At 41.0% G+C, this 13,140-nt stretch carries 11 protein-coding genes and 1 other annotated feature; of the genes, 10 read left to right on the top strand and 1 reads right to left on the bottom strand.

All coding sequences use genetic code 11. From position 1 onward, the window contains the following. The first annotated feature begins 47 nt into the window (after positions 1-47). From AC3WTB_RS04140 to AC3WTB_RS04110, 7 genes are all read left to right on the top strand, one after another. Positions 48-851, top strand: a complete 804-nt coding sequence (locus AC3WTB_RS04140) for a DUF2268 domain-containing putative Zn-dependent protease (protein ID WP_064498297.1) — start codon at positions 48-50, stop codon at positions 849-851. A gap of 149 nt (positions 852-1,000) precedes the next feature. After that, positions 1,001-1,981, top strand: a complete 981-nt coding sequence (locus tag AC3WTB_RS04135; RefSeq protein WP_492333366.1) for an ABC transporter ATP-binding protein — start codon at positions 1,001-1,003, stop codon at positions 1,979-1,981. After that, complete coding sequence (locus AC3WTB_RS04130; protein ID WP_041089820.1) at positions 1,978-3,000, top strand: ABC transporter ATP-binding protein; 1,023 nt, start codon at positions 1,978-1,980, stop codon at positions 2,998-3,000. The genes AC3WTB_RS04135 and AC3WTB_RS04130 overlap by 4 nt, the downstream gene beginning before the upstream one ends. A gap of 85 nt (positions 3,001-3,085) precedes the next feature. Continuing rightward, positions 3,086-4,720, top strand: a complete 1,635-nt coding sequence (locus AC3WTB_RS04125) for a peptide-binding protein (protein ID WP_039177804.1) — start codon at positions 3,086-3,088, stop codon at positions 4,718-4,720. Positions 4,721-4,936: 216 nt separating this feature from the next. Beyond that, positions 4,937-5,887: an ABC transporter permease gene (locus AC3WTB_RS04120; RefSeq protein ID WP_034621771.1), complete on the top strand. Its 951-nt coding sequence runs from the start codon at positions 4,937-4,939 to the stop codon at positions 5,885-5,887. Positions 5,888-5,920: 33 nt separating this feature from the next. Beyond that, the gene (gene opp4C, locus AC3WTB_RS04115; RefSeq protein ID WP_080772319.1) at positions 5,921-6,820 is read left to right on the top strand and encodes an oligopeptide ABC transporter permease; all 900 of its coding nucleotides are present in this window, start codon (positions 5,921-5,923) and stop codon (positions 6,818-6,820) included. 157 nt (positions 6,821-6,977) lie between these two features. Further along, positions 6,978-7,730 (top strand): YjbA family protein, encoded by a 753-nt coding sequence (locus AC3WTB_RS04110; RefSeq protein ID WP_039177811.1) that lies wholly within the window; start codon positions 6,978-6,980, stop codon positions 7,728-7,730. 35 nt (positions 7,731-7,765) lie between these two features. Here AC3WTB_RS04110 and trpS read toward each other — a convergent pair whose 3' ends face one another. After that, positions 7,766-8,761 (bottom strand): tryptophan--tRNA ligase, encoded by a 996-nt coding sequence (trpS, locus tag AC3WTB_RS04105; protein WP_024425046.1) that lies wholly within the window; start codon positions 8,759-8,761, stop codon positions 7,766-7,768. Between the two features lie 53 nt (positions 8,762-8,814). Continuing rightward, positions 8,815-9,035: a binding site (T-box leader), on the bottom strand. Between the two features lie 482 nt (positions 9,036-9,517). Between trpS and AC3WTB_RS04100 the strand changes: the two genes are divergently transcribed. The 3 genes from AC3WTB_RS04100 (at position 9,518) to AC3WTB_RS04090 (ending at position 13,137) form a co-directional block, all read left to right on the top strand. After that, positions 9,518-11,155: a peptide ABC transporter substrate-binding protein gene (locus AC3WTB_RS04100; protein ID WP_059374935.1), complete on the top strand. Its 1,638-nt coding sequence runs from the start codon at positions 9,518-9,520 to the stop codon at positions 11,153-11,155. A 116-nt stretch (positions 11,156-11,271) separates the two neighbouring features. Further along, on the top strand, positions 11,272-12,216 hold the full coding sequence (locus AC3WTB_RS04095; RefSeq protein WP_269103946.1) for an ABC transporter permease: 945 nt from the start codon (positions 11,272-11,274) through the stop codon (positions 12,214-12,216). A 3-nt stretch (positions 12,217-12,219) separates the two neighbouring features. Next, positions 12,220-13,137, top strand: a complete 918-nt coding sequence (locus tag AC3WTB_RS04090) for an ABC transporter permease (protein WP_048238483.1) — start codon at positions 12,220-12,222, stop codon at positions 13,135-13,137. Positions 13,138-13,140: the final 3 nt, after the last annotated feature.

Genomic DNA, 13,140 nt, shown 5'->3' with positions numbered 1-13,140 from the left:
AGATCGCCGCTTTTTTGCATATGATGAAAATGGAGGTGTTCAGCGGTATGGGTCTGATCAATACACAATATCTCATTCATCAATCATCATCATTTCAGGAGCTTGCGGCGCGCTTTGTTCCTTATTTTAAAGGGGCAGAGGAAAAAGAATGGTCGTCTATCCTCGCTCACCTGCAGCATCACGGTATGGTTCGGTCTTGGAGCTCGTGTAAAAACATGATCGACAAGCTCAAAGAAAAAGGGTACTTCAAGCTTGTCATGAAAGAATACCAAACGCTTCAAAAAGAGTGGGAAGGTCCTGACATCCCTGTGTTTATTTTACCTGTCAACGAGAGCAGCAGAGAAATCAGAGAGCAATTTTATTATCAATCCGGCATGGCATTTGATGACAAGGTCTTTCTTTTTTTGTCTCCAAATACCCCGAAGGAGCGAATTGGTACATTGCTGACTCACGAGTATCACCATGTATGCAGGCTGCATTTTCTCTCAAAAGAAGAAAAAGACTTTACATTCCTCGATACAATCATGATGGAGGGGCTCGCTGAATATGCTGTGTATCATAGATATGGTGAAAGCTATACAGCGAAATGGACCACCTTCTATAGCGAATCCCAGCTTCAGCGCATGTACAAGAAATGGGTATCCAGTCATCTTGATCAAAAAGTCCAGGACGACGAAAGGCTGATACAGAATCTTCTTTATGGAAAAGGGAACTACCCTAAAATGCTTGGTTACGCCACTGGGTTCTATATCGTGAAAAAATATTTTAATGAGCACCGAATCAGCGAGGAGTCTATGATTGCAGAGCCGTCAGAAACTTTTTTAAAGGCGATAGAATCAAAAAGTGAGTAATTAACATAAAAAGAGACATATTACAAATTTACTAAATACTTCTTGATTTCGTCATAGCGATGTAATAATATACAAATAATTCTTTTTATTTTAAAAAGACGGAATATTCAGGTTCAATTCTATTGATCTATGGAGAAAGGGGCGAATGAATGAGCACGCTGCTTGAAGTGCAAAACTTAAAAACATATTTTTTTCGAAAAAAGGAACCGATACCTGCTGTTGATGGCGTTGATTTCAGCATCAACAGAGGAGAAACTGTCGCGTTAGTCGGTGAGTCTGGATCTGGCAAAAGCATTACGTCCTTATCCATTATGGGTCTGATTCATGGAACTGGTGGGAAAATTATGGACGGTTCTATCAAACTTGATGGAAAGGACCTTGTTACATATAGTGAAAAGGAATTATGCAGCATCCGCGGTAATGAAGTATCTATGATCTTTCAGGAACCCATGACCTCACTTAATCCCGTCTTAACCATCGGAGAACAAATAACAGAAATCCTCATCTATCACAAAAAATTTTCAAAAAAAGAAGCGGTCAAAAAAGCGGTTGATCTGCTGAAGCTTGTTGGTTTTTCCCGTCCGGAGCAAATCATGAAAGATTATCCGCATCGATTATCAGGCGGCATGCGGCAAAGAGTAATGATTGCCATAGCGCTCAGCTGTGATCCGAAGCTTCTCATTGCAGATGAACCGACAACTGCCCTGGATGTGACCATTCAAGCACAGGTACTCACATTAATGAAAGATTTATGCTCTACCTTTGGTACTTCTATTCTTCTTATCACACATGATTTAGGTGTCGTGTCTGAAGTAGCAGATCGAGTGATTGTCATGTACTGCGGACAGGTTGTTGAAAATGGAACCGTGGAAGAGTTGTTTGAACAGCCGCTTCATCCTTACACAGAAGGGCTGCTTGAATCAATTCCTGTCATTGATGGAGACATCCAGCCGTTAACAGCCATCAAAGGAAATGTTCCTGCGCCAGATCAGCTTCCAGTCGGCTGCCGCTTTGCTCCTAGATGTCCGCAAGTGAAGGAACGCTGCCTGGGTGAACTGCCTAAGCTGAGAACATTTGAAGATGGCAGAAGCGTCAGATGTTTCTTATATGAGGAGGCAGATCAAACATGACCCTTGCTCAAAATCAAACACAAATAACGGAATTACCAGAGAAAGAAACGATTCTTGAACTGAAACAGATTCGAAAACATTTTCCGATTAAAGCGGGTGTCTTTCAGAAAAAAGTCGGTGCAGTAAAAGCTGTTGACGGCATAGACTTGAAGATTTATAAAGGTGAAACGTTAGGTATTGTCGGGGAGTCAGGATGCGGTAAATCCACATTAGGACGGACGATGATTCGTCTATATGAACCAACTGACGGTCAAATCTTTTTTAAAGGGCAAGACATCACGCGCGTATCAGAATCAAAGCTAAGACAATCTACACGAAAAAACATCCAAATGGTTTTTCAAGATCCCTTTGCATCACTCAACCCTAGAAAAACACTTCGAAGCATCATCAAAGAACCCTACAAAACACATCACTTATATTCCTTAAAAGAAAGAAATGAAAAAGTAGAACAGCTTTTATCAAAGGTAGGTCTACATCCAAGCTTTGCGAACCGCTATCCCCATGAATTTTCAGGCGGGCAGAGGCAGCGAATCGGCATCGCTCGTGCGCTTGCCATGAATCCCGACATGATCATCGCAGATGAGCCTGTATCGGCACTTGATGTATCCATTCAGGCGCAGGTCATTAATCTAATGGAGGAGCTTCAGGAGGAATTTGACCTTACCTATCTATTTATCTCTCACGATTTAAGTGTGGTCAGGCATATTAGCGATAGAGTCGGCGTCATGTATCTCGGCAAAATGATGGAGCTTGCCGATAAACATAGTCTGTACGATGAACCGCTCCATCCATATACACAGGCTCTGCTTTCTTCCGTTCCTGTCACCCGTAAAAAAGGGCAGGTGAAAAGAGAACGCATTATGCTGCAAGGCGACCTGCCGAGTCCTGCAAATCCGCCAAAAGGCTGCGTATTTCACACAAGATGCCCGCATGCGAAAGAAATCTGTAAAGAAAAAGTACCAGCATTTCAGGAGTTAAAAACGAACCACTTTGTTGCCTGCCACCTCTACAACGCTTGATCAAGCTTGTATGATCTCATCTTTGAGAGGGGGGATGAAACAGGATTCTGTCATGATTTTTAAAAAAGAATAGGGGGAATTGTCTATGAAAGTTAGAAATAGAAAGTCCATTTTGGTCAGTTTACTGCTGATTTTTACATTAATCCTAGCTGCTTGTTCTGGTGGAAATAAAACATCTGGAGACAGTGAAAAGAAATCCACTGGTAAACCGGTACAAGGCGGAGATCTTGTCATCGGTTCAATTGCAGAGCCAACATTATTTAACTCTCTGTATTCTACAGATGTGGCAAGCTCTGATATTGAAGAAAGAATCTACAGCTTCTTACTTCAAACAGACGGAAAGCTGAACCCTCAGCTATCGCTGGCAGAGGATATTAAAGAATCGGATGACGGCAAGCAGTTTGATGTCACCATTAAAAAAGGTGTGAAGTTTCATGATGGTGAAGAACTGACTGCTGATGATGTTGTGTTTACATACAGCATTCCAATCAATAAGGACTACAATGGGGAGCGCGGATCAGGCTTTGAAGTATTAGAGTCTGTTAAAAAGACAGGGGACTACTCGATCGAATTCAAGCTCAATAAAAAAGATCCTTATTTTTATAATGTTACATTAGGAAGCTACGGCATTTTACCTAAGCATATTTTAGGTGATGTGCCTATAAAGGATCTCGGTGAAAACGAATTTAACCGAAAAAAACCAATCGGTTCTGGTCCATTTAAATTTGCAGAGTGGAAAGAAGGAGACTACGTCAAACTAGAAGCCTTTGACGATTATTGGGATGGACGCCCATACCTTGATACCGTCACGATTAAAACGATTCCTGACCAAAATGCAGCCATTGCTCAGCTGTCAGCAGGCGATATTGATTTCTTTGCTGTACCAGGAGCAGAGCTGCAAACAGCTGAAAAAGTCAGCAACATTAAAATTGAATCTGACCTAGGCCTGAATTATTCATACATTGGCTGGAACCAGAAAAATGAACTTTTTAAGAGTAAAAAGGTTCGCCAAGCGCTGACACATGCCATTGATCGTCAAACGATTGTTGACCAAGTGTTAGATGGAGACGGCAAAGTAGCTAACATTCCAGAAAGTCCGCTGTCCTGGAACTATCCAAAGGATGAAAGTGTTCCAGTATTTGAATTTGATCAAGAAAAAGCGAAAAAGATGCTGAAAGAAGAGGGCTGGGAGGATACAGATGGAGACGGCTATCTTGATAAGGATGGCAAGAAATTCTCCTTTGTCATAAAGACCAACCAAGGAAATAAAGTTCGTGAAGATATCGCTGTCGTTGTCCAGCAGCAGCTCAAAGAAATTGGTGTGGAAGCGAAGCCGCAAATTGTGGAATTCAGTGCACTCATTGAGCAGACGACACCGCCTAAATGGGATTATGATGCACTGCTGCTCGGCTGGAGCCTTGCGACATTCCCTGATCAATTTAGCATCTTCCACTCAAGCCAGTCAGAAAAAGGCTTAAATAACATCTGGTATAAAAATAAAGAGGTCGATAAGCTGTTAGTCGATGCTAAAAAATTAAGCGATCGAAAAGATTATTCAAAGGCATATGAAAAAATTTATAAACTGATCGCAGAGGATCAGCCATATACGTTCCTTTACTATGCTAACTCACATCGCGCTATGCCATCTAATCTTCAAGGCTATTCTTACCACCCGAAAGATGAGTATTACAAAATCGAAAAATGGTGGCTTGAACAGTAGGCTGATAGTGAAGAGGGGGAGGATTCTCCCCTTTCACCGTGAGAACAATCCCTTGCATTTGGTGTCCGGTCTTAGCGTGGTGCTAATCGCGCTCTGCATCAGCACGAGAATTCAAGGGGGGTTATATCACGCTGAAAAGAAGACAAAGGGCTAAAATAACTTCATTTTAGCCTTTTTTTCACAGAATGGCGATCCGATGAAAAAGGAGTTGTGCATATGGTTACATATATCATTAGAAGGACATTGCTCTCTATTCCTATTTTATTAGGGATTACCATTTTGTCCTTTGCCATTATGAAAGCAGCACCAGGTGATCCGATGTCACTCATGATGGACCCTACCATTAGTGCGGCAGACCGGGAAGCCTTTATTGATAAGTACGGCTTGAATGATCCGGAATATGTGCAATATATGAAATGGCTTGGCAATATGCTTCAAGGTGACTTTGGCACATCCATTGTCAAAAAGGGAACGCCCGTGGCTGATTTGATTTTTGCCCGGCTGCCAAATACCCTCATCCTCATGATTTTTTCTACATTAGTTGCCCTGCTGATTGCCATCCCATTTGGTGTTCTTTCAGCAAAACGTCCGTATACAAAGCTTGACTATGGGATTACGGTTACATCTTTTATCGGACTGGCTATTCCAAACTTTTGGTTTGGTCTTATCCTCATTATGGTTTTATCCGTGAACCTAGGGTGGTTTCCGACTGGCGGAGTCTCTACCTTGAATGCTGATTTTAATGTGTTTGATCGGCTCCATCACATTATTTTACCTGCCTTTGTTTTAGCAACGGCTGATATGGCAGGGCTGACCCGGTACACAAGGTCGAGTATGCTTGATGTCATGAGGCAGGATTACATTCGCACCGCAAGAGCGAAAGGCTTTAGAGAAAACAAAGTTATTTTTAAGCATGGTTTACGAAACGGTCTTATGCCTGTCATAACGATTTTCGGATTGATGATACCATCCTTTATTGGCGGCGCAGTCGTGGTGGAACAAATCTTCACCTGGCCTGGACTTGGAAAGCTGTTCATTGATTCTGCCTTTTCGAGAGATTATCCGGTCATTATGGCGATGACCGTTATTTCCGCAGTGCTTGTCGTGGTGGGAAATTTAATAGCGGATATTTTATATGCGATCGTTGATCCGCGTATTGAATATTAGAAGGGAGCTGAAGGACAATTGGCACAGCCTAATATGGGAACACCTCCTGTTGATATCAAATTAAAGGAGGGCCTTCCGCCAAAGCCAGAGACAATGCTGCGTTTATTTTGCGAGAAATTTTTCAAAAATAAATTGGCAGTTGCCGGCTCCGTGATCTTATTGGTCATTATTTTTTCTGCCATTTTTGCTCCAGTGATCGCTCCATATGCACCAGAGCATCAAGATTTATTGAAGCGGCTCCAGCCGCCAAGTGCTGAGCATTTTATGGGCACAGACAAGTTTGGCCGCGATATCTTCTCAAGGGTGCTATATGGCGCGCGCGTTTCTTTATTGGTCGGTTTCGTCTCGGTGGTTGGTGCAATCACTATTGGAACTGTCGTTGGCGCGGTCGCGGGGTATTTCAAAGGGTTTGTTGATTCCTTGTTAATGAGGTTTGTGGATGTCGTGTTGTCGATTCCAGATATTTTTCTATTGATCACGCTCGTCACCATTTTCAAACCGGGCATTGATAAATTGATTTTAATCTTTGCTTTGACTGGCTGGACAACAACCGCTAGGCTCATTCGCAGTGAATTCTTATCACTTCGAACAAGAGAATTCGTACTCGCGGCAAGAACCATTGGAACGAAAAATCATGTCATCATCTTTTCGCATATTTTACCGAACTGTATCGGTCCTATTATTGTGTCAGCTACATTAAAAGTAGGCTCTGTCATTTTAGCTGAATCAACGCTCAGCTACCTTGGCTTTGGTATTCAGCCACCAACGGCAAGCTGGGGCAACATGCTGCAAGATGCACAAAATTTCTCGATTATGGTGCAAGCGTGGTGGTACCCGCTTTTCCCAGGCTTACTCATTTTGCTGACTGTTTTATGCTTTAATTTTTTAGGAGATGGGCTGAGAGATGCGCTTGATCCTAAAAAGCTGAAGTAAGGTTTAAAGGGGCTCTGCGTGCGCTCTCCGTTTCCTGAATGAAATAAAGACACGAAGCCGTCATTCATCCAGCTTGAAGTTTTGATAAAGTTGGAATAATTTCTCTATCCCTTGCCCATACTGTGGACAACAGTTTTTATAAAGTGAGGGATTGGTTATGTTATTTCTTCATGACGTATGGGTGAATTGGTTTGAAGGGGAAGAAAATGGCTACAATGTGTGTCATTTTCATGAGTGGCGAAAGGAGGACAGCGTTGAGCTGTTAGATCAAGTGCCTTTACTTAAGGTCCAGAGTCCTTTGTTTGATTACATAGAGAATGATCTTTCAGAGCTTCCAAAGACGCTGCTAGAGTCTGTTTTTGAGAAATCATATATTCGAAAAAATCATGAGCGCCGTAAATTAGAGTATTGCTTTGTAGTCACAGACGGCATACGAATCATTGCCGTGGATACGATTGGGTATTCCATTCCTGTGAGAAAAAGCCGCTTGATCCCAAGGCAGGAGCAATTGGTCTATGAAATGGTGAAAGATGTGAAAGCAGAAGAATATGAATTCTCTAAGGACAGTCTTGAATCGACGAAGGAGTACCACATTCTATCACTGCCGCCGCAGCATATCAGCGGATTAACGAGAAAAGAAAGACAGCTGAAACAGTTGATGTTTATGGCGCTCGATCAATTAAAGGGGCTCCAAAACAGGGCGGAGATTGCGTATTGGTATACGGAATGGAACCCGCGCATGTACAACCAAATCAAACGAATGTCATTCGAAGAGATTTGGAACATGCTTTACAATGAAACGATTGATGGATGGTCAGAGAATCATTTAGCCTTCTGTGAAAAAATGATTAAAGGACAGCCATTTTTCGAAAAACTTTGGGAAATGGAAAACGAATCAAAAGTAAATTAGAAAAAGCTTGCAGCGAGTAGTGCTGCAAGCTTTTTTTATTTGCGTTTTCTGCCAAGACCCATCGCATTCTCCATTTTTTTCAGCATTTTGTTTGCTGCGCGGTTTGCTTTTTCAGCACCTTCGTCTAGAATACGATCAAGCTCGTCTGATTCAATGAGTTCATAGTAACGATCTTGAATTGGTTTTAAAGCATCTACGACAACGTTCGCAAGATCTCCTTTAAACTCACCATATCCTTTGCCTTCGTACTTTTGCTCCAGCTCTGCAATCGATATGTTGCCTAATACAGAATAAATCGTCAGCAAGTTGGCAATTCCAGGCTTGTTCTCTTTGTCATACTTGACGATGCCTTCTGAATCCGTCACAGCACTTTTGATTTTCTTTTCAAGCTGCTTTGGTTCATCTAATAGGGTAATGAAGGATTTTTGGTTTGGATCGGATTTGCTCATTTTTTTCGTTGGATCTGTTAAAGACATAATCCGAGCGCCTTCTTTTGGAATTTTTACTTCAGGCACAGTGAAGATGTCATTGTATTTTCGGTTAAAGCGTTCAGCAAGCGTTCTAGTCAATTCAAGATGCTGCTTTTGGTCTTCTCCAACAGGGACTAAATCAGTACCATATAATAAGATATCGCCAGCCATTAATGGGGGATACGTTAATAGGCCTGAAACAACTGCTTCCTTACCAGCGGATTTGTCCTTGAATTGGGTCATTCTTTCTAATTCCCCAATATAAGCAACACATTGCAGCATCCATCCTGCCTGGGCGTGAGCAGGTACCTCTGATTGGATAAACAATGTCGCCTTCTCTGGATCAAGTCCAACAGCTAAATAAAGAGCTGCTAAGCTTCTAATATTTTGGCGGAGAGCTAATCGGTCCTGACTCACTGTAATCGCATGCTGATCTACGACACAAAAATAGCCATTATAGTCATGCTGCAAATCGACAAATTGCTTCATTGCTCCAATATAGTTCCCTAATGTGACAGAACCGCTCGGCTGAATGCCTGAAAAAATTGTCTTCTTTGTCATACTAAAACCTCTTTTCTTCAATATAAAAAGGCCCACCCATCACTTTTCAACAGAAAAGGGACGAATGAACCGTGGTACCACCCTTGTTATTTCACATAGAAATCACTCAAGACGTTGATAACGGAGACTGCTCCGTCTAAGCCTACTCACTTTTTTAGAAGTGTTCGGTTAGCTGCTCCAAAGCCCATTCCATACATGCCATTATCTGCTCACACCGGCCGCAGACTCTCTGTAAATGGTGAATATATGTACTCTTCTTTTTCATCGCAACAATATGTCTATCTATTATAAAGGATGCCCATGAAAAAGTCACGAAGCCATTATGTGACCTTCTCATCATGCCTATTGACACTTAAAATTTTAGATAAAATAACAAATATCTGTCAGAATTTTTTAAAAAAGGATGATTAATTATATGTATAAAACATTATTCCTGCTCAATTTGTTAAATTATTTTAATCAATTTACGCTTTAATTTGTTGAAGTGATTGAGACTTTAGTTTATAAAAATCCCTCTTTATCCCCATTTACGTTTTTAAAAAATATATGAAATTGATATTGCAATAAATTATTCTATTCATTATAATGAATTTGTTCACACGTTTGTGCTAGGCTCTTTACATAGTGAAAATTCAGAAAAAACAAAAGAAATAGAAAGTAAGCTATTCAGGGACTTTTTTACGCTATTTCTTAAATCTGAATCTCATCTTCTATCGAGACCTTTGAACTAAAAACATATTATAAGGGGGAATACAGTTGAAAAAGCGTTGGTCTGTTGTTACTTTAATGCTTATTTTCACACTTGTATTAAGCGCTTGTGGTTTCAGCGGAAACAAATCAGGCGACAGCACGAGCAGTTCTGGAGAGGCTAAAACAACATTAAATGTGAATATCTCCACTGAGCCTTTTTCTCTACATCCGGGATTGGCAAATGATTCAACTTCAGGTAGTGTCATCCGTCAGACTTTTGAAGGATTAACAAGAATTAACGCTGAAGGAAAGCCAGAAAATGCAATGGCTTCTGATATCAAAACAAGTGCTGATGGTAAAACATACACATTCACACTTCGTGATGCAAAATGGTCTAATGGTGACCCTGTTACAGCTAAAGATTTCGAATATGCTTGGAAATGGGCATTAGATCCTAAAAATGAATCTCAATATGCTTACCAGCTTTACTATATTAAAGGTGCTGAAGCAGCGAACAAAGGGAAAGCGAAAGTTGCTGATGTTGGCATTAAAGCTAAAGACGACAAAACGCTTGTAGTTGAGCTAGAGAACCCAACACCGTTCTTTACTGAACTAACTGCATTCTATACGTATATGCCAATCAACAAAAAAGTGGCTGAAAAGAATAAAAACTGGTACACAAATGCTGGTGAAAACTACGTATCTAACGGACCATTCGTTCTTTCTAAATGGAAACATGGCGGTTCTATCACGCTTGAAAAGAACAATGAATACTGGGATAAAGATACTGTGAAATTGAAAAAAATCAACATGTCTATGATCAAAGATACAAACACTGAACTTAGCATGTTCAAAAAAGGCGAGCTTGACTGGGCTGGTTCTCCAACTGGAAGCCTTCCAACTGAGTCTTTAAAAACATTGAAAAAAGAAGGCGGTCTGAAAATCCAAACGATCGCTGGTATCTATAACTACAAATTCAACACAAAAGTAAAACCTTTAAACAATGCAAATATCCGTAAGGCCCTGACATACTCAATCAACCGTCAAGCGATCGTTGACAAAATTACGCAAGGTGAGCAAGTGCCAGCAATGGCAATCGTTCCTCCAACAATGGAAGGATTCACTGATAACAAAACTGGCTACTTCAAAGATCACGATGTAGCAACTGCTAAAGAGCTTCTTGAAAAAGGTGTGAAAGAATTAGGTTATAAGTCTGTTTCTGATCTTCCAACATTGAAACTTTCTTACAACACTGATGAAGGCCACCAAAAGATTGCACAAGCAATTCAAGAAATGTGGAAAAAAGATTTAGGTGTGAAAGTTGAACTTGATAACTCTGAGTGGAACGTATACATCGACAAAATCCACAGCGGAGACTACCAAATCGGACGTATGGGCTGGTTAGGTGACTTCAACGATCCAGTGAACTTCCTTGAGCTTTACAAAGATAAAGACGGTGGAAACAACGACACTGGATGGGAAAGCAAAGAGTACAAACAATTGTTGAATGATTCTGCTAAAGAAACAGATAAAACAAAGCGTGAAGAAATGCTGAAAAAAGCAGAAGAAATCATCATCAACGATATGCCTGTAGCACCAATTTACTTCTACACTCAGCTTTGGGTACAAGATCCTAAACTAAAAGGTGTAGTTGTATCTGGACTAGGTGATGTTCAATACAAATGGGCACATTTCGAAAAGTAAGAGTCATAGTGTAAGAGATCTACGGCAAGGATCTTAAGGTATATGGAGGATGTCTCTCCATATACCTTTCTTGCTGATTAGAGAAATTGTTGTAAAATCATGGAGGTGCAATTCCGTTGCTTAAATATATCGGTAAGCGATTAATATATATTTTAATCACACTGTTTGTTATTGTAACTGCAACTTTCTTTCTCATGCAGGCAGCACCTGGTGGTCCATTCTCTGGTGAGAAGAAACTTCCTGCTGAAATTGAAGCAAACCTAAACGAGCACTACGGATTGGACAAGCCTTTATTTGTTCAATATGTAAGCTACTTAGGTTCAGTTGCAAAATTAGATTTTGGTCCCTCATTTAAATATAAAGGACAAACCGTAAATGACTTAATCAGTTCTGGATTCCCCGTTTCCTTTACCCTCGGAATTGAGGCAATTCTCCTCGCATTAGCATTTGGTGTATTGTTTGGGGTCCTTGCAGCGCTCTATCATAACAAGTGGCAAGACTATACGATTGCCATTTTAACGATCTTTGGAATCTCAGTTCCAAGTTTCATTTTAGCGGCGCTACTACAATATGTATTTGCATCTGAGGCAAGCATTATAGCGATCTTCCCAGTTGCAGGATGGGAGTCTTGGGCCAGCACCGTACTACCTTCTATTGCACTTTCCTTCATGCCAATGGCATTTATCGCTAGACTTGCACGGTCAAGTATGCTTGAAGTACTAAATAGTGACTACATTAGAACGGCTAGAGCGAAAGGATTAACAAAATCAGCTGTGACGATCAAACACGCCATCCGAAACGCATTGTTGCCTGTTATCACATACATGGGACCAATGGCTGCTTCAGTTTTAACAGGTAGTTTTGTCGTTGAGAAGATATTTGGTATTCCTGGATTAGGCTCTCACTTTGTCACAAGCATTACAAACCGTGATTACACCGTCATCATGGGTGTTACAGTCTTCTACAGTATTATTCTATTAGTCAGTATTCTAATCGTTGACGTTCTATACGGTATTATCGATCCTAGAATTAAACTGACGAAGGCGAAGAAAGGGGTCTAACACATGGAAGAGATGAGAAAAGATTTATTTGTGCCTGCGACAGCTGACGCAGCAGAATCTGAAAAAATTTCTAAACCTAGTCTATCTTTATGGAAGGATGCCATGCTTCGCTTCCGTGCCAATAAACTAGCAATGGTTGGACTCACAATCATTTTTATTATTGTGATGCTGGCCATCTTTGTTCCGATTTTTTCTAAATATGATTACTCCACGACTGATTTGCTGAATGCTGACCAGCCGCCTTCAAAAGAGCACTGGTTTGGTACAGATGACTTAGGACGTGACATGTTTGTCCGTACATGGGTCGGGGCAAGAATTTCGATCTTCATCGGTCTTGCTGCAGCGCTCCTTGACGTAATCATCGGTATTATCTGGGGAAGTATTGCTGCATTCAAAGGCGGCCGTACAGATGAAGTGATGATGCGTATTGCAGACGTTTTATGGGCAATTCCAACACTATTAATGGTCATCTTAATGATGGTTGTTCTTCCTAAAGGATTATTAACGATTATCCTTGCCATGACAGTCGTAGGCTGGATTAACATGGCACGTATTGTTCGGGGACAGGTTTTACAATTAAAGAGTCAAGAATACGTTCTTGCAGCACAAACATTAGGTGCGAAAACATCTAGACTTTTATTTAAACACTTAATTCCAAACTCAATGGGACCGATTCTTGTGACAATGACATTAACGATTCCTTCTGCTATTTTCACAGAGGCGTTCCTAAGCTATCTAGGGCTTGGTGTACCGGCTCCATTAGCGAGCTGGGGAACAATGGCGTCTGACGGAATTCCAGCCATGACGTACTACCCTTGGAGATTATGGTTCCCAGCCGCATTTATCTGTATTACAATGTTTGGTTTTAACGTGGTTGGAGACGGACTAAGAGACGCTTTAGATCCGAAGTTGCGTAAATAAGGA

This window comes from Bacillus sp. EB106-04-04-XG123 (genome assembly GCF_058791855.1).
Note: the sequence above shows the minus strand (reverse complement) of the source record. Positions and strands in the feature narration are given on the sequence as shown.

What these genes read in the sequence shown, in the direction of transcription:
- AC3WTB_RS04110 (WP_039177811.1), top strand. Translation starts at nt 6,978, where the DNA reads ATGTTATTTCTTCATGACGTATGGGTGAATTGGTTTGAAGGGGAAGAA.
- AC3WTB_RS04090 (WP_048238483.1), top strand. Translation starts at nt 12,220, where the DNA reads ATGGAAGAGATGAGAAAAGATTTATTTGTGCCTGCGACAGCTGACGCA.
- AC3WTB_RS04130 (WP_041089820.1), top strand. Translation starts at nt 1,978, where the DNA reads ATGACCCTTGCTCAAAATCAAACACAAATAACGGAATTACCAGAGAAA.
- AC3WTB_RS04120 (WP_034621771.1), top strand. Translation starts at nt 4,937, where the DNA reads ATGGTTACATATATCATTAGAAGGACATTGCTCTCTATTCCTATTTTA.
- AC3WTB_RS04140 (WP_064498297.1), top strand. Translation starts at nt 48, where the DNA reads ATGGGTCTGATCAATACACAATATCTCATTCATCAATCATCATCATTT.
- opp4C (WP_080772319.1), top strand. Translation starts at nt 5,921, where the DNA reads ATGGGAACACCTCCTGTTGATATCAAATTAAAGGAGGGCCTTCCGCCA.
- AC3WTB_RS04125 (WP_039177804.1), top strand. Translation starts at nt 3,086, where the DNA reads ATGAAAGTTAGAAATAGAAAGTCCATTTTGGTCAGTTTACTGCTGATT.
- trpS (WP_024425046.1), bottom strand. Translation starts at nt 8,761, where the DNA reads ATGACAAAGAAGACAATTTTTTCAGGCATTCAGCCGAGCGGTTCTGTC.
- AC3WTB_RS04135 (WP_492333366.1), top strand. Translation starts at nt 1,001, where the DNA reads ATGAGCACGCTGCTTGAAGTGCAAAACTTAAAAACATATTTTTTTCGA.